At 32.2% G+C, this 18,587-nt stretch carries 9 protein-coding genes; 7 read left to right on the forward strand and 2 right to left on the reverse strand.

The features are described 5' to 3' along the window. The first annotated feature begins 9 nt into the window (after window positions 1-9). From ACVEGE_RS14280 to ACVEGE_RS14290, 3 genes are all read left to right on the forward strand, one after another. Complete coding sequence (locus ACVEGE_RS14280) at window positions 10-198, forward strand: hypothetical protein (protein WP_173853872.1); 189 nt, start codon at window positions 10-12, stop codon at window positions 196-198. A gap of 73 nt (window positions 199-271) precedes the next feature. Then, window positions 272-2,482: a bifunctional alpha,alpha-trehalose-phosphate synthase (UDP-forming)/trehalose-phosphatase gene (locus tag ACVEGE_RS14285; protein WP_192500679.1), complete on the forward strand. Its 2,211-nt coding sequence runs from the start codon at window positions 272-274 to the stop codon at window positions 2,480-2,482. A 232-nt stretch (window positions 2,483-2,714) separates the two neighbouring features. Further along, entirely contained in the window at window positions 2,715-3,791 is a 1,077-nt protein-coding gene (locus ACVEGE_RS14290; RefSeq protein ID WP_192500678.1) for a DNA topoisomerase IB, read from the forward strand. 233 nt (window positions 3,792-4,024) lie between these two features. Here ACVEGE_RS14290 and ACVEGE_RS14295 read toward each other — a convergent pair whose 3' ends face one another. Further along, window positions 4,025-5,827, reverse strand: a complete 1,803-nt coding sequence (locus ACVEGE_RS14295) for a glycoside hydrolase family 15 protein (protein WP_458008554.1) — start codon at window positions 5,825-5,827, stop codon at window positions 4,025-4,027. Window positions 5,828-7,616: 1,789 nt separating this feature from the next. On the opposite strand from ACVEGE_RS14295, the gene ACVEGE_RS14300 reads away from it, so the two are divergent. The 3 genes from ACVEGE_RS14300 to chrA all read left to right on the forward strand — a co-directional run bounded on the left by ACVEGE_RS14300 (window position 7,617) and on the right by chrA (window position 15,503). Further along, the gene (locus ACVEGE_RS14300) at window positions 7,617-11,153 is read left to right on the forward strand and encodes a glycoside hydrolase family 9 protein (protein ID WP_458008555.1); all 3,537 of its coding nucleotides are present in this window, start codon (window positions 7,617-7,619) and stop codon (window positions 11,151-11,153) included. Between the two features lie 98 nt (window positions 11,154-11,251). Further along, on the forward strand, window positions 11,252-13,819 hold the full coding sequence (locus ACVEGE_RS14305) for a cellulase family glycosylhydrolase (RefSeq protein WP_458008556.1): 2,568 nt from the start codon (window positions 11,252-11,254) through the stop codon (window positions 13,817-13,819). A 571-nt stretch (window positions 13,820-14,390) separates the two neighbouring features. Then, on the forward strand, window positions 14,391-15,503 hold the full coding sequence (chrA, locus tag ACVEGE_RS14310; protein ID WP_192501439.1) for a chromate efflux transporter: 1,113 nt from the start codon (window positions 14,391-14,393) through the stop codon (window positions 15,501-15,503). 233 nt (window positions 15,504-15,736) lie between these two features. Here the strand turns inward: chrA and ACVEGE_RS14315 are convergent, their stop codons facing one another. After that, complete coding sequence (locus ACVEGE_RS14315) at window positions 15,737-16,759, reverse strand: LacI family DNA-binding transcriptional regulator (protein WP_192501438.1); 1,023 nt, start codon at window positions 16,757-16,759, stop codon at window positions 15,737-15,739. A gap of 342 nt (window positions 16,760-17,101) precedes the next feature. Between ACVEGE_RS14315 and ACVEGE_RS14320 the strand changes: the two genes are divergently transcribed. Next, window positions 17,102-18,583 (forward strand): xylulokinase, encoded by a 1,482-nt coding sequence (locus tag ACVEGE_RS14320; RefSeq protein WP_192501437.1) that lies wholly within the window; start codon window positions 17,102-17,104, stop codon window positions 18,581-18,583. Window positions 18,584-18,587: the final 4 nt, after the last annotated feature.

Below are 18,587 nucleotides of genomic sequence, written 5' to 3' on the forward strand. Positions count from 1 at the left end.
TACTCATATATGTTTAAAATAGGACAAAATGTACGACAAGAGTTTGGTGTTCAAATTATGGTGATCATTGGTTTTGAACCGGAACTCATTGAAAATGTAATTACACAATGGATAGACAATTTAGGAACCGTTATTACGGGTAAATTTAGTGAAAGCCAACTTATATTATCAGAAAGCAATACCGTACAAAAACCTTGAAATAATTTAATTGAATAGTAATAAAATTAGACTGATTCAAAAAATAAAAAAGATAAAATAAAAAAATTCCGTGATGAATAAAACAGTAATAGTTTCAAATAGGTTACCAGTAGATTTAAAATATGTTGATGATAATTTGGTTGCAAAATCAAGTTCGGGTGGCTTAGCTACTGGAATGAAATCAGTGCATTCAGAGGGCAACGGAATATGGATAGGTTGGTCTGGATTAGCTAATGAGGATATGAGCGATATTCAAAAGCTTGAAGTTGATGCGGCTTTAGCCAATGAAAAATGTGTGGCAGTTCCTTTAAGTCATACTGATATTGATAACTACTATTATGGTTTTAGTAATACAGCGTTATGGCCTTTATTTCATTATTTTCAAGCATATACTGAATTTGAATTAAGTCACTGGGAATCCTATGTTGAGGTAAATCAAAAATTTGCTGACGTGGTTTTAGAAAATGTGAATGATGGCGACACCGTTTGGGTACATGATTATCAATTGTTGCTACTTCCAGAATTACTTAGAAAAAAGAACCCTACATTGACAATAGGTTTTTTTCTACACATACCCTATCCATCTTACGAACTTTTTAGAACTTGTCCTTGGAGAAATGAATTGTTACAAGGAATGCTTGGTGCTGATTTAATAGGTTTTCATACCTATGACTATGCGCGCCACTTTATAAGCTCAGTAGGACGTATAAAAGATGTAGAGATAAACTTTAACGAAATTTCATACGGTAACCGAATCATAAAAGTGGATTCTTTTCCTATGGGAATTGACTATAATCGCTATCATAATGCAGCGCTGGAACACGATAAATATCCCGAAGATTCAAAGTCGGAATTAATGAAAAGCATCGATTTTCATAATAGATCGAATGATGAAAGTAAGTTGATTTTGTCTATTGATAGAATGGATTATACGAAGGGAATCCCCAACAGAATAAAATCATTTGAATATTTTTTAAATAAATATCCTGAATACAAAGGCAAAGTAAGGTTAGTTATGCTAGCCGTACCTTCGAGAGAAAATGTTGCCCAATACCAATTGCTAAAACGAGAAACCGATGAATTAGTAGGACGAATTAACGGAGATTTATCTACGATTAGCTGGACACCTATTTGGTATTTTTATAGATCATTGCCTTTTGATGAGTTGATTGATTTATATGTCTCTTCTGATGTGGCAATGGTTACACCAGTCAGGGACGGAATGAATTTAGTTGCAAAGGAATATGTAGCTACTCGTACAAAAGAAAACGGTGTATTGATATTGAGCGAAATGGCGGGAGCAGCTAAGGAGATGCATGAGGCTATAATTGTAAACCCAAATAATTTTGATCAAATTGCGGATAGCATCAAAATGGCTTTAGAAATGCCAGCTGAAGAACAAAAAACGCGATTAGAAGCATTACAGAAAAGAATTTCTAGATATGATGTAGAACGATGGGCTGGAGAATTCTTGAAAGCACTCAAAGTAGCCAAAGAAGCGGTTCCTGTTCAAGTTGCCAAAAAGCTTACGCCAAATAAGATTGAAGAAATTGCACAACATTATAAAACAGCTACTAAAAAGTTGCTTTTACTAGACTATGACGGAACTTTAGTCGGTTTTAAAAACAACCCTAGCGAAGCGCGACCTACACAAGAACTATATGATTTACTCGATAAGATCAATAGTGATGAAAATACAGAAGTAGCCATAATTAGCGGAAGAGACCGTAAAACACTCGAGGGTTGGTTTGGACATAAAAACTACACATTAGTTACTGATCATGGTGCTTGGTTACGAAAAATAGGGGAGGATTGGGCTGCTCTTGATCATTTAAAATCAAGCTGGAAAGAAAACATTAGACCAGTATTAGAAGCTTTTACAGATAGTACACCTGGAGCGTTAATAGAAGAAAAAGAATATTCCTTAGCGTGGCATTATCGAAAAGCAGATGCCGAGATGGCTGCTTTGAGAACAATGGAGTTAAAACATGTTCTTAAAAGTTTGCTGTTCAACAACAGTCTTTCAGTGCTTGATGGGAATAAAGTATTAGAAGTAAAAAATAGCAATATTAATAAAGGTCGTGCCGCGACTGGAATTATTTCGAATACGAAATATGATTTTATATTTGCAATAGGCGATGATTGGACTGATGAATTTATGTTCGAAGAACTTCCTGAAACGGCTTATACAGTAAAAGTAGGGAATGTAAAAACGGTAGCAAATTATTTTATAAAAGACAATACAGAGGTTCTAGGTCTTTTACAACGTATCACTACGTTGTAATGTTTTTTAGCATTAGCTTATAACAAGCTGCTATAATAATTTATACGATTAAATTTTAAGAAGCGTTTTTAAGATCACTTTAACTAGGGATTTTATAGACGCTTTTTAGATTAAAATAATTACTTAAAAACATAGTGGTTTATTATAATGCTATAATTCCTAAATGAAATTGTATAAGGATTTTTACAATTAACGGAGCTAAATTTACTCTTATTGTTTAAAGTCACTCAACATGCACAGATTAGAAAGTAAACTATCAAAAATTGATAAAAATCCGCAACTTACGGCTAAATTAGTAGGACTACGTTATTTTACAAATTCCTCAAGAGGTTTTTACCGATTTAAAAAAGGAAAAGGATTTTCATATAGAGATGAAAATGACGACTTGGTTACCGATCGAGAATTATTAACCCGATTTAAAACATTAGTGCTTCCGCCAGCTTGGGAAAAAGTATGGATTTCTCCTTATGAAAATTCACACCTACAAGCAACTGGTATCGACACAAAAGGGAGAAAACAATACCGATATCATGGCAACTGGAATAAAATTAGAAATCAATCTAAATTTTATCGCTTACGCCAATTTGCGAAGGCGTTACCCAAAATTAGAGCTCAAGTAGAAAAGGATTTGAATAAAAAAGGAATGCCTTATGAAAAGGTAATTGCTTTAGTAATTAAATTAATCGAAGTAACCAACATCCGTATAGGAAATGAAGCGTATAAAAAATTATACGGTTCCTTTGGACTGACCACTTTATTGGATAAACATGCAAAAATTAGTAAAGGGTTAATTTCGTTTGAGTTTAAAGGTAAAAAAGGAGTAAAACATAAAATTACTTTAAAAGACAAACGATTAATGCGTTTGGTAAAAAGATGTAGAGATATTCCAGGTCAAGAACTTTTTCAATATTATGATGACGATGGCAGCCACCATACCGTAGGTTCGGGTGATATTAATAATTATTTAAAAGAATGTACATCATTAGATTTTACAGCTAAAGATTTTAGGTGTTGGTCTGGTAGTTTGAATGCTTTAAGCAGTTTTTTACAACAAGAAAAACCATTATCAGTAACAGATTGTAAGAAAAAAATTGTTGCAGTTCTTGATTTGGTTTCAGCCAAATTAGGAAATACTCGTACAGTTTGTAAAAAATATTATGTACATCCCACAGTAATAGCATCTTTTGAAAGTGGGGCAATTTGGAAATACAAACCCCGTAAAACTACTTCAAACGGAAAATTAAATGCCGAAGAAAAAGCCTTAATAAAATTATTAGCGAAAGAGAAAATTGCTGAGGTTTTAGTATAATGCTAAAAACCGGTAGAATCCAAGCTAATTTTTATAAGTTCAAGCGCAGTCGAAAGGCAATAATGGTTTTCGACTACACTCAAACTGACAATTAGATTCTTTAACAAATAGTATTGTATAACGAAGATCATTTTATTTTTAAAAACATTACAAGCAAGTTGATTATTTTTAAATATAAAAAAACCGCAATTAGAAATTAATTGCGGTTGATTGTGCTTCTTGAAGCTAAAATATTAGTTCTTTATTGCTTCTAAAACTTCTTCATCATCAGTAATTTTAGAGAGATTAATGGCTGTTTCAATAAGAGCTAAATGGGAATAAGCTTGAGGGAAATTCCCTAATAAACGTTTGGTTTCAAAATCAATGTCCTCGCTAAACAATCCTAAATGATTGCTATATGAAAGCAGTTTCTTAAATAGTTTTTCGGCTTTTTTAGTTTCTCCAATTTTGTACAGGCTATTGATAAACCAAAAAGTACATATTGTAAAAGAAGAAGAGGGAAGCCCAAAATCATCTTTGTTTTTATAACGGTATAAAAGTCCATCGTTACTCAAATCACGTCCAATAGCTTTTACCGTGGCAACATATTTAGGATCTTTAGCAGCAATAAACCCATAATTCTCCATTAAAAGTACAGACGCATCTAAATCAGTAGAGCCATAGGATTGTGTAAACGCTTGCACAGACTCGTTCCAAGCGTGTTCTAAGATATCATTCTTTATCGCTTCGGCTAAAGGTTCCCATTTTACAGCATTCGATTTTTTACCTAAAATTTTCGCTACCTTAATTGCTCTATCAATCGCGGTCCAACATAATATTTTTGAGAAGGTAAAATGCCTTTCTTCTGTTCGAAACTCCCATATTCCTTTATCAGGTTCTTGCCAGTGTTTTTCAACCACCCAAACAATTCCTTTAGTGATATTCCATAATTCTTCACCATTTTCAGTGTCGTTACTAAAGGTGCTCAGTTGTTGATGAATCACATCCATCAAAATTCCGTAGATGTCGTTTTGACGTTGTGAGTAAGCTGCATTTCCTATTCTTACGGGTTTACTATCCATATAACCACTTAAGTGATCAAGTGTTTCTTCAGTTAGTTTTTTCTCTTTGTTAATCCCGTACATAATTTGTAATTTTTCATCCTTATCTGGAATTAAATCGACAATAAATTGCAGGTAGTTTTTAGCCATTTTTTTATGCCCTAATTCGGACACTACTTTAACAACCATAGAAGCATCTCTAATCCAACAGAAACGGTAATCCCAATTTCTAACTTCACCAATTGTCTCCGGTAGGGAAGTGGTGGCAGCGGCAAGCACAGCTCCCGTTTTTTCATAACTAAGCAATTTCAAAGTAATTGCACTTCTAATAATTTCCTTGTTGAACTTTTTATATTCGGTTGTTTTATCTGCCCATCCCAACCAATAGGATTTTGTTCTCTCGAACTCTAAATTTATTTTGGTTAACGTAGGTTTTAATATTTTTTCATTGTACGCTAGTAAAACATAACCATCCTCTTCAAGTTGAATTGTTTTACCTTCCTTAATTGCAGTTAGGTTAAAGTTACTGTATAGAAATAAGGAATCAAACTTTGTCGATTCACTCAAACTTATAATATGGTCTTCTTTAACAAAATTGTTCGTTTGTCCTAATCCGTATTCTAATCTCGGGTTGTATTCAATTGTGAATTTTGGGGCACCGTTTATTTTTCTAAAATAACGAATAATTTCTGGAGGAATCATGTAGCCCGTTTTTTCTTTGCGATAGCGAGGCATAAAATCATTAATTTCAAAAGCATCAGTGCCGTTATCAAATGTAGTGACGAGTATACTGGTACTTTCAAGGTATTTCTGGCTAATTGAATAGTCATCGGTACAGTGAATTTCAAAACTTCCACCAATTGCTGTATCTAAAATTTTTGCGAAAATAGAAGAGGAGTCAAATTCAGGTAGACAGCACCATTCTATAGCTCCTTTATCAGAAATTAATGCAGCACTTCGACAATTACCTATTATACCATAGTTCAAGTTTTTCATAAATAGTCTTTTTTTTCGTAGCTGATTATTAGTGATTTAAAATTAATAAAAGAATCTTAACTAACCTAGGCAGTTTTAGTCAAATAAATATTAATTATAACATTTTACGTTATAAAAATAGATTTGAGTTTAGCGATTGGTGTAAGGATATATTAAATTAATAAGACGTAAAAGTAACCTCAACGTTGGTATTGTCTATCAGTTACTATATTCAATTTTAATAAATAGTTTTTGATTTTTTTAGTAATTATAAAAGACAAGATTTTATATAAAACGGACACTATACTACTTGTTTAATTTCATTCTAAAATTTGTATCAATTAAATAAGTTAAATAATATAATTGATATTTTTCCAACTGAATATTTATGATATAAATTTTTTGTTGAAACTTTTAGTCCTTTATTGATTTTACCTAAACCCAGTAAACTTATTTAATAGTTAAATTTTTTTATAGCATAAATTTCCTCTCTTTTTTTTGATGTTATTATTTATTATCATTTGTTAAAAAAAAGATAACATTATCAGTTTAAATATTTTTTATTTTAGTTAAAAAAAACAGAAATAACTTATAAAAAAGAAATGTAAAAGGAATTAAAATATGGGTTTTAATTTACAAATTAAGAATTTTTTTATGAGATTAACTTGAATTGTAAAGCAAATTTTAGTTAGGGAAAAAATTGCAACTTTTTATTATTTTTTTACTTGGTAAAAAGTCTAATAAAAGGGCTTTTTAATTTAAAGTAAATTAATGTTAGTGTTTTTTTTCAGACTCTTATTATGGAACAGTTACTTATTCATATTATCACTAAGACTAAGCTTTCCAGTGCTATCATTTGAAATTTCATTTCTTAAATTTCTCTTCTATTTCTTTAAAAAAAAATGTTTAAAGAATATTTTTTTAAGTTAAAATTTTAATCAAATTAATAAAAATTGACTAAACACTGTTTTATGAATTATTTGTAAGAATTAATTTATTTTTATTGTTAAAATGGTCATTTAATCGATTTTATTACCGTTTAAACTTCAGTATATGAAACTTAATTTATCTTTGTTAAAGTTTTATTGTAAGCTGTTTCTTGTTATGTTTTACTTTTAATGTTTATTTTTTTGATAAAAAACATCGACAAATGTTAAATTACTAACGATTTTTTTTAATGTTTATAAGAGTTATTTTACTAGCTAATAGTCCATGAAACGCCCACTGGTTAACCAATTGTTGGTTTTTTTAACCAATTTTATAGTTCATTTTTTTTGATTTTTATAAAGAATTTTCAAGATAAAAAGGATTGAAAAATAAAATTTATAAACTGATTTTGAAGTTGGATTTTAACTGTAAAATATAGTAGTAATATTACTTAATTTAAACAAATAATATGATGTTTTAAATGTGAATTTTAGAATAAAAAGATAAACCCTTTACTATTACGGGTTATTTATATAAAAAGTAAATTATTTTTTTTAAGCAATATGAAAAATACGTTTTTACTAATAAGTTTTGATAATAATTTTACTCAAAAACAGCTACAAAGTCATTTAAATAAAAAAGAATTTTCGCTTGTTTTTTTATTGAAGTGCGTGTTAAGAATTTTTATTAATCTCTTTTTTCGTAATAAGAATTTTTTAAGTTTTTCTAAAAAGAGGAATTCTCTCCTTCTTGAAAATTTAAATAAAAACAAAGCTAAAATTAGAATTAGAGGTAGTCCCAAATAAACGAATTTGGATTTTTTTTATCCAAGTAAAAAAAGGGAACATACAATACCAAAATATCACAAAATAACAAACAAAGTATGAAAACAATTAGAAAATTAAAATTAGCATTGCTATTTCTTATAATTATTGGGAATTTTAATAGTAAAGCTTATTCTCAGGATAATTATAATTATTCCGAAGCCCTACAAAAATCTTTATTCTTTTATGAAGCACAACAATCCGGTAAACTATCAAGCACAAATAGAGTATCATGGAGAGCTTCATCTGGAATGACAGATGGAAGTGACGTAGGAAAGGATTTGACAGGGGGATGGTATGATGCCGGTGATCATGTAAAATTTGGTTTCCCTATGGCTTATACAGCAACAATGCTGGGTTGGGGAGCTATTGACTTTAAAGCTGGTTATGAAAAATCAGGACAATTAACAGCTGTAAAAAACAATTTAAGATATGTTTATGATTATCTTATAAAGTGTCATACAGCACCTAATGAACTTTACGGTCAGGTAGGTAATGGATCTGCAGATCATTCTTTTTGGGGAGCACCAGAAATTATGAAAATGGCAAGACCATCTTACAAAATTGATGCTGCTCATCCTGGAACTGATTTAGCAATGGAAACTGCTGCTGCACTTGCTGCAGGAAGTATTATATTTGCTACAGAGGATCCTGCTTACAGTGCTATTTTATTATCACATGCTAAACAATTGTATACTTTTGGTAATACTTACAGAGGAAAATATTCTGAATCTATCACTGATGCTACAGCATTTTACAATTCATGGAGTGGGTATAATGACGAACTAGTTTGGGGAGCGATATGGTTATACCGTGCAACAAATGATGCAACATATTTAACAAATGCAGAAACGGCTTACAATTCTTTATCTAATGAAGGCCAATCATCAACTATTAAGTCGTACAAATGGACAATTAACTGGGATGATAAAGCTTATGGATGTTATGCCTTGTTAGCTAAATTGACTGGTAATTCAAAATACTATCAAGATATTGAAAGAAATCTTGACTTTTGGACAACAGGATACAATGGTGATAGAATAACTTATACACCTGGTGGATTAGCTTATTTGCAACAATGGGGATCACTTAGATACTCTTCTAATGCTTCATTTTTAGCACTTTATTACGGAGATTTACCTCTTGCAAACACTACAAAGAAAACTACTTATAAAGATTTTGCTAAAACACAGATTAATTATGCTTTAGGATCTAATCCTAATAACAGAAGCTATGTTTGTGGTTTTGGTACAAATCCTCCAGTAAACCCTCACCATCGTGGTGCGCACGGAACTTGGACAAACAATCTTTCAGGACCACCAACAACTAGTAGACATACTTTGTATGGTGCTCTAGTGGGTGGACCAGATGCAGCTGATGACTATACTGATAGCAGATCAGATTATATTAAAAATGAAGTTGCTACTGATTATAATTCAGGATTTAGTGGTGCGTTAGCTCGTATTATTGCTGATGGATCAGCAGTTACTTTACCTCCTGTTCCTACAGAAGCTGTAGGCGAAGAATATTTAACTTCTATTAAGTCTAACAGTACTGGTTCTAGCTTTTTTGAGCCTGCAATAAAAATTCAAAATCATACAGCTTGGCCTGCAAGACAGCCAGAAAAACTATCATTTAGATATTTTATCGATATTACTGAGGGAGTTACTGCTGGATATACTATTAGTGATTACTCAGTTGCATTAGGTGGTTATGCGCCAAACGCAACTTTACTTCCAGGTTTTAAGTTATGGACTGGAAACATCTATTATGCTGAAGTAGAATATAATAATGCTGCAATCTATCCAGGGGGACAAAGTGAAAGTTACAGAGAATGTCAATTTAGAATGACTGGACCTGCAAATACATGGAGTTCTGCTAATGACTTTTCTTACACTGGAGTTACCGCTGCAGAAGCACAAACTTTGTACGTTCCAGTTTATGAAAATGGAGTACTTGTTTATGGTAAAGAACCATCTAGAACAACTGTAAATTACACCATTACGGCATCAGCTGGTACAAATGGATCTGTTGCTCCAACAGGAGTTTCAACAGTATCTGGTGGATCTAGTAAAATTTATACTATAACTCCTAGTACAGGATACCAAGTTGACATAGTAACTGTAAATGGTGTTTCAGTTGGTGCAGTGACTGCTTATACGTTTACTAACGTATCTGCAAATCAAACAATTGCAGCAACTTTTAAAGTAACTCCATCGTATACCATTACTGCAAGTGCTGGTACTAACGGAACTATTTCTCCTGTAGGAGCTGCAACAGTTAGCAGTGGATCTAGTAAGGTATATACAATTACCTCTAATACAGGTTATCAAATTGATGCTGTAACCGTAAACGGAGTTTCAGTAGGGGCAGTAGGTACTTATACGTTTGCTAATGTTACTGCAAATCAAACTATTGCTGCTACTTTTAAATTGATAGTTGTAAATCCAACTTACACTATTACAGCTACAACGGGAGCTAACGGAACAATTTCTCCATTAGGAGCTTCATCTATCACTAGTGGTTCAGGTAAAACGTATACTATTACACCTAATACGGGCTATCAAATTGATGCAGTTACCGTAAACGGAGTTTCTGTAGGTGCTGTAGCTAGTTATGCTTTTGCAAATGTTACTGCAAATCAAACTATTGCTGCTACTTTTAAATTAATTGTGGTAAGTACTAATTATAGCATTACAGCTACATCAGGAGCAAATGGAGCTATTGCGCCATCGGGGATTACAACAGTTACTAGTGGATCTAGTAAAACATATACTATTACACCAAGTACAGGATATCAGGTTGATGCTGTAACTGTAAATGGAGTTTCGGTAGGAGCTGTAACTAGTTATGCTTTTGCAAATGTTACTGCAAATCAAACAATTTCGGCTACTTTCAAAGCATTACCAACTGGTTCAAGTTGCTTGTTAACTACTTTTGGTGTTCCTAGAAGTTCTGCTTTACCAACTAAAAATGGTACTTTCAAAAACATTTATGTTTTAGGAACAAACGGACCTAATTTAACATCTGCTACAATGGGAACTTTCAATTGGAATCTAGAGAATAATGGTCTTTATGACTTCTCATTCAATTTTAATGCAAGTCCATGGTATTCAGGTTTTACAACAACAACAATTAAAAGTTTGAATGCTGCAGCACCATCAGTAACAATTAAAGGTTCTGGTATAACAAATTTTGATAACAATCAATACTATGTTAATCTAATAGGTGATGATGTTGTTTTTGTAGAAGTAAGTGGTTCTCATGCTATATATTTTTCTAATTCAGCTACTTCTCCTGTTGATTGTAATGCTACTACGGTTAACGCCATTGCAGCTACAACTCAAAAAGTAACTAATAACATGCTTGCATATCCAATACCAGTTACTGATATCTTGAATGTTAATGTTTCAGGTACTGCAAAATCAAAAACGATTGCGCTATATGATTTATCTGGAAATGTAATGTTTCAGAAAAATGTAAATAGCAATACTGAATTAGAACAAATCGATATGAATAAATTTCCAACAGGAGTTTATGTATTTGTATTTAAATCAGATAATAAAGTGATTACTAAAAATATTATTAAAAAGTAACACGATAAAATAAGCAATGTAATTATGACTGTCCAAAATATTTTTTTTAGACAGTCATTTTTACTTGAAAAATTATAACAAGTTTTAAAAAATATAAAATGATACATAAATTAAAAATTTATATTTTATTTTTCGTTTTAGTATTAGGTAATAATCTAAATGCTCAAACAACAAATAAAAATTTCTTGAGTACCTCTGGAAATACATTAATTGATGCCTCTGGAAAAGAAGTTAGATTAACAGGAATTAACTGGTTTGGTTTTGAAACTGCAATGTACAAACCTCACGGTCTATGGACTAGAGATATGAAGAGTGTCTTGCAACAAATCAAAGATTTAAAATTTAACTGTGTTAGAATTCCATGGACAGATGCTATGCTAGAGCCGGGTGTTACCATTCAAATCGATTCTTATGGAACTGATTCCTATTCTGGAGTTTCACCAATGAATGCTGATATTAAGAATGTTACTACACCAATACAATTACTAGATCAATTAGTTAAATATTGCCAAGAACTTAACTTAAAAGTTATTTTAGACAATCATGCTAGAATTGCTGATGGGTATTTATCCGAAACAATTTGGTATTCTGCAAAAGTTCCAGAAACTAAATGGATCGAAAACTGGGTATTAATGGCTAATCGTTACAAAGACTATGATGCCGTTGTTGGTTTTGATTTAGATAATGAACCACACGGAAAAGTTGCAGGTTCTCCTGAAACAGCTACTTGGGGAAATTCTAACCCAGCAACTGATTGGAATAAAGCTGTAGAAAGATGTGGAAACGCTATCTTAGCTGTAAACCCTAATGTATTAATTGTTGCGGAAGGAATTGAATCTTACGGTGGTGATAATTACTGGTGGGGAGGAAATTTAATTGGAGCAAAAACATATCCTATTGTACTTTCTAAAGCTAATAAACTACTTTATTCACCGCATGAATACGGCCCTACAGTTTTTGAGCAACCTTGGTTTAGTGACAGTACATTCCCAGATAATATGTCTGCAATTTGGGATAAAAACTTTGGTTATTTATACAATAATAACACTTCACCATTACTTGTAGGTGAGTTTGGTATCAAAACTGCTGGAGGTAAAGATGAAATTTGGATGAAAAGCTTTCTTAAATACATGGGATCTAAATATTCATGGACTTTTTGGTGCTTCAATCCTAATTCAGGTGATACTGGAGGAATTGTTGGTGACGACTGGTCAACACTGGTTCAATGGAAGTATGACTTATTAAAACCTTACTTGGCTCCAGAAATTTTAAATGGTTCAGTAACCGCCACAACTTCATCTACTATTGCAGCTACTGCAGGAGCAAATGGGGCCATTTCGCCAGTTGGATCTGTTACTGTGGTAAATGGATCAAGTAAAACATTTACAATTACTCCAAATACTGGTTATGTAGTAGATGCTGTGCTTGTTAATGGCGTTTCTGTTGGAGCAGTTACTTCGTATACTTTTACAAATGTTGTTGCAAATCAAACTATAGCAGCTACATTCAAAACTACTGCTACAACATCATACACAATTACTGCTTCTGCAGCTGGCAATGGTACTATTTCACCTAGTGGAGCTTCAACGGTAACTAGTGGATCTAATAAAACATTTACAATAACAGCCAATGCTGGTTATGTGGTAGATGCTGTAACCGTAAACGGAGTTTCAGTGGGTGCAATTACAACTTATGCATTTACAAATGTTACTGCAAACCAAACTATAGCGGCAACTTTTAAAACAAATGTTATTTCAAGTTACACTATTTCTGCAACTGCTAGTGCTAATGGATCTATTACACCATCAGGTACTACTACAGTTACAAGTGGAGCTAGTAAAACTTATGCGATAACACCAAGTGCAGGCTACCAAGTTGATGGTGTTACTGTGAATGGGGTTTCAGTAGGTGCTGTGACAAGTTATGTGTTTGCAAATGTTACTGCAAATCAAACAATAGCAGCAACATTCAAAGCATTAGCGACAGGATCAACTTGTTTACTAACAACTTTTAGTGTTCCTAGAAGCACCGCTTTACCAACTAAAAATGGTACGTTTAAAAATATCTATGTATTAGGAACAAATGGACCTAATCTTGCTACAGTTTCTATGGGAACTTTTAATTGGAATCTTGAAAATAATGGTCTATATGATTTCTCATTTAATTATAATGCAAGTCCATGGTATTCAGGTTTTTCATCTACTACAGTTAAAAATTTAAACGCAGCTGCTCCAACTGTAACAATTAAAGGATCTGGAATAACAAATTTTGATAACAATCAATATTATGTTAATCTAATAGGGAATGATGTTGTTTTTGTTGAAGTGAGTGGATCTCATGCTATTTATTTTTCAAATACTGCTACTTCACCTGTAGATTGTAATGCAACAGTGAATACAGTTGCAACTACAACTCAAAAGGTAACTAACAATATGCTTGTATATCCAAATCCAGTTACTGATATATTGAAAGTAAATGTTTCAGGAGATGCTAAAACAAAAAAGATCACATTGCATGATTTATTTGGTGTAGTTATTTATCAAAAAGTAATTAAAACAGGTGTACAAGAAGAACAAATTGATATGAATAGACTTCCATCAGGAGTGTATTTATTGATTTTTGAGGCGGATAATAAAGTAGTTTCAAAAAAAATAATGAAAGAGTAATTCATTAAATTAATTTCAATATTAATTATGGCTGTCAAGAGTGTAACACTTATTTGACAGCCATTTTTTATTGTTTTAGAAGTAGCGTTATCTAAGTTTGGATCTTATTATACTAATACAAATAAATATAGCTTAATTCGTTTTTTTATCATATCGAGCGGAGTAAAGATGTAATAGTAGTTTTAGATTGGATGGTTTATGATTTATTCCATTCATATAAAATGGAGATACTTTTACTAGTCATTTCTCAATAATAGAAAGCTGTTATTATCTAATTCTAAATTGAAAATAAGAACTCAATTCTGATAATTAAGGAAAGCAAAAAAAAAAAAAGATCTAACAGACTATATTCTTGAAGAAATAACCAAATTTGTTTATTATTTTATAGTTGTTGTTTACAAAGTAAATTTTTATAAAATATAAAAATATATTTGTTGACTTAAAGTTGGAGTTAATATGATGAAGGAGTTTCAATACAATCTTGCAATTATTCACATATAATTTGAATAATTTCACGATCACTTCTAATACATTTACTTGAACAATAATTCTTTTTATAAAAAAATGGAACATGGCAAATGAAAATAAATTGAAAGAAGTAGCTAAACTTTTTTTTAAACTGGGAAGTATTTCTTTTGGTGGTCCTGCTGCTCATATTGCAATGATGGAAGATGAAGTTGTAAAAAAAAGAGGATGGATGACTCAGGAACATTTTCTTGATATAGTAGGCGCAACGAACTTAATTCCTGGTCCTAATTCTACTGAAATGACCATGCATTGTGGTTACCATAAAGCCGGGTGGAAAGGATTGATTATAGCAGGGGTAAGCTTTGTATTACCGGCTGTTGTCATCACGATGATTTTTGCTTGGCTTTACGAACAGTACGGGCAGTTACCAAACGTTACACCTTTTCTTTATGGTATTAAATCAGCTGTAATTGCCATTATTATTGGAGCTGTTTATCGTCTTGGAAAAAAAGCTTTAAAAAACGTAACTCTTGGTGTTTTAGGTTTGTTGACATTAATAGCGTGTCTACTTGGTGTAAACCAAATTATCGCTTTATTTGCTTGTGGTTTTTTAGGATTGATATGGTCTTTTATCCAGAATCCAACAAAGAATATAATGAGTTTCACTCCACTTGTATTACTCCAACTTACTTCGGTTAGTAGCCTAAAAATTTTCTGGACTTTTGTAAAAGTTGGAGCTATCCTTTACGGTAGTGGTTATGTTTTGTTTGCCTTTTTGGATGTAGAGTTAGTTACTACAGGTTTGCTTACAAGGCAACAATTAATAGATGCCGTTGCCGTTGGGCAGTTTACTCCTGGACCTGTTTTATCAACTGCAACGTTTGTAGGTTGGCAATTAGGGGGCTTTTGGGGTGCAATAGCAGCCACTATTGGGATATTTCTTCCTTCTTTTATTTTTGTGTCAATATTAATTCCGTTTATTCCAAAAATGCGGAAATCTAAAACTATTGCAGCATTTCTAGATGCTGTAAACATTGCGGCAGTTGCATTAATTGCAGTAGTTTGTATAGAGATGGGTAAAGATACTTTAACCGATTGGCGAACAATTTTAATTTCTTTATTAAGTATTATAACTGTTTTTATATTTGAGAAAATGAATAGTGCTTTTATAGTTATTGGCGGAGCATTAATAGGATATATATTGACTTTGGTATAAAATCAATTCATCTCAAAAGTTATTTCAAGAAAAGTCAGATGTAAGCTGATGGTTTTTTAAAATGAGCTTTGCTTACCTAATAAAACTAAAATTATATTCCATAAATAATTTATAATACCTAATTAAAAGTTTCTTTAATTCTTTTAAAAAGAGTAATCTAAGAATTAGTCTCTACTACGTATGACTTGAATATGTTTTCTTATTTTCGAAAATTAAATTTAGACTAATAAAAACTACTTGATACTAGCGGTAGACTGCCTTTGAATTAAACTCGTTTTTATAATTTTAGTCGAAAATTCCAATTCTGTTTTGCTTTCGAGTCTGTCCACAAGCATTTTGGTAGCCGTTTCTCCAATGAATTTTCCATGCTGACTGATAGTGGTTATAGTAGGAGTAACATGCTGAGGTAGTTTTCCATTAGTAAAGCAAATCATTGCCATTTCTTCTGGTATTTTATATTGCATCTTCTTTATTAGGTCTAAGGATAGCATGGCAGAACTTTCCTCAAGACAAAGCAAACCATCGATTGTTTTATCAGCAAGGACAATTTTCATGGCTGTTTCTAAGTCTTCGTTTCTCGCCAGACGAACAATTATTTTTTCGTTTACCACGATATTGTGATCTTTTAAAGCTTGCTTATAGCCTTCAACTCGCAGTTTCCCCACACTCAAATTATCAATTACCGAAACTACTGCAATTTTTTTACAGCCCGTTTCGATTAAATGATTAGTAGCATGACGCGCGCCTTCAAAATCATTTACTATTACTTTATCACAAATAATCTCATCGGCCACACGGTCAAAAAGTACAATGGGAACTCCTTGATTTATAGCGTCTATTAAATGGGTGAAATCCTGATTGATTTGTGTTTCTTCTGCAATCGAAATGATGAAACCATCTATAGTTCCACTTTTTAATAATTCCACGGTATTAACCTCCTTTTCGTAAGATTCATTTGAAATACACGAAATCAGGCTGTAACCAAGTGCAGATGCTTTTTCTTCGATACCTACAAATACTTCGGTAAAAAAGCTATTCATAATATTAGGAATAATGACGCCTAATGTTTTTGTTTTTTTATTTAAAAGGCTCAACGCTACTTTATTGGGTTTGTAGTGATGTGCTTTTGCAAATTCTTGTATTTTTTCCTTCGTTTTTAAACTGATATCATGACTATCATTTAAAGCTTTAGAAACTGTTGCAATGGATACATTAAATTCAGCTGCGATTTGTTTTAATGTAATTTTTGGTATCATTTCGGTTGATTGTGGGTTTTAAAAGCTGTGCTAATTTAAGGTAAATAATACTCATTTTCAATTTTAATAAAATGTTTTTAATGCTAGTATTCTTGGTTTCTTTACTTAAAATAAAAAAGTTACTTAAACCTTTACGTAAGCTTTTTTAACGCCTTTTTTAAGCAGTAAATAGCGTGTATTTGTAATGATATCAACGGTTTACAGATTTATAGTTCGTAATTTGATTTTAGCATACAAAAAGCCTTTAAATTGATGATATACTATTTTTAAGCTTAAATAATAGTGAATAACATATTTTTGATAACCTAAAAGATCTAATTAAATAATCTAACAACAAATAATATGTATTACATAGGATTTGACATAGGAAGCTCGTCAGTAAAAGCAGCCATTGTAGAAATAGCCACTGGAAAAAGCATTGGCGTTGTCCAAGAACCAGAAACAGAAATGGAAATGCTTGCTTTAAAAAACGGTTGGGCAGAGCAGAAGCCAGAAGAATGGTGGATGCATTGTTGTAATGCTGTATCCAAATTAAAAAAGAAATACGCTATTTCGAGAACGCAAATCAAAGGAATTGGGATTTCGTACCAAATGCATGGTCTTGTTTTGGTGGATAAAAACGGTGCGCCTTTGCGAAAATCGATCATTTGGTGTGATAGTCGAGCAGTTGCCATAGGTAATGAAGCCTTTCAATCAATAGGTGAAGAGAAATGTGTGGCTCACCTACTAAATTCTCCAGCAAATTTTACTGCTTCAAAATTGAAATGGGTAAAAGAAAATGAGCCAGATATTTACAGTCAGGTTTATAAATTCATGCTTCCAGGAGATTATATAGCATACAAATTTTCGAATGTGATCAATACGACTATCTCAGGATTGTCTGAAGGGATTATGTGGGATTTTAAGAAGGATACTGTTGCTGATTTTTTATTAGAGTATTACGGTATTGATGCGTCATTGGTGCCAGATATTGTAGACACTTTTGGTTTGCAATCTACTGTGGATGATAAAGGAGAACTAGAAAGTGGTTTAGCTGCGGGAACACCTATTTTTTACAGAGCAGGTGACCAACCTAATAATGCTTTATCGTTAAATGTATTTAATCCAGGTGAAGTGGCAGCTACGGGTGGAACTTCGGGGGTTGTCTATGCTGTTACTGATAATTTATCTGGAAAAGAAAGCACTCGTGTAAATAATTTTGCACACGTAAATTATACCAAAAACAACCCTAGAATAGGGAAACTATTGAATATCAATGGTGCTGGAATTCAATACCGTTGGTTGTTGAACAATTTAGCGGTGAGTTCTTATGAGGAAATGAATACGCTAGCTTCAGAAGTCGCAGTGGGGTCAGATGGGGTTTGTATGTTGCCTTTTGGGAATGGTGCTGAAAGAATGTTGAATAACAAAGATATAGGAACGAGGTTAGTAAATATTAACTTAAATAATCATAACAAAGCACATGTGTGTAGAGCAGCCTTAGAAGGGATTGCATTCTCATTTGTGTACGGAATGGATATTTTAAAGGCAGATGGTAGCGAAGTAAATGTAATGCGAGCAGGGAATGATAATTTATTCCGTTCTGAGATTTTCTCGAATACTGTAGCGACTTTAATCGGACACGAAATTGAAATTTATAATACTACCGGAGCGATTGGAGCAGCGAGAGCTTCAGGACTTCACGAAGGTAATTTTGAGAAATATGGTAAGTTGATTATGGAGAATGACCATGTAATGACTTACATGCCGTTCAAGGACAAAGCACCTTACTTAGCTGCATACGAACTGTGGAAAAAAGAATTAGAATTAATAATTAATAAATAAAATA

The organism is Flavobacterium sp. PL002, from assembly GCF_054165825.1.

Excerpts from the sequence above, each read along its gene's own strand:
- ACVEGE_RS14280 (WP_173853872.1), top strand. The coding sequence starts at position 10 with ATGTTTAAAATAGGACAAAATGTACGACAAGAGTTTGGTGTTCAAATT.
- ACVEGE_RS14285 (WP_192500679.1), top strand. The coding sequence starts at position 272 with ATGAATAAAACAGTAATAGTTTCAAATAGGTTACCAGTAGATTTAAAA.
- ACVEGE_RS14290 (WP_192500678.1), top strand. The coding sequence starts at position 2,715 with ATGCACAGATTAGAAAGTAAACTATCAAAAATTGATAAAAATCCGCAA.
- ACVEGE_RS14295 (WP_458008554.1), bottom strand. The coding sequence starts at position 5,827 with ATGAAAAACTTGAACTATGGTATAATAGGTAATTGTCGAAGTGCTGCA.
- ACVEGE_RS14300 (WP_458008555.1), top strand. The coding sequence starts at position 7,617 with ATGAAAACAATTAGAAAATTAAAATTAGCATTGCTATTTCTTATAATT.
- ACVEGE_RS14305 (WP_458008556.1), top strand. The coding sequence starts at position 11,252 with ATGATACATAAATTAAAAATTTATATTTTATTTTTCGTTTTAGTATTA.
- chrA (WP_192501439.1), top strand. The coding sequence starts at position 14,391 with ATGGCAAATGAAAATAAATTGAAAGAAGTAGCTAAACTTTTTTTTAAA.
- ACVEGE_RS14315 (WP_192501438.1), bottom strand. The coding sequence starts at position 16,759 with ATGATACCAAAAATTACATTAAAACAAATCGCAGCTGAATTTAATGTA.
- ACVEGE_RS14320 (WP_192501437.1), top strand. The coding sequence starts at position 17,102 with ATGTATTACATAGGATTTGACATAGGAAGCTCGTCAGTAAAAGCAGCC.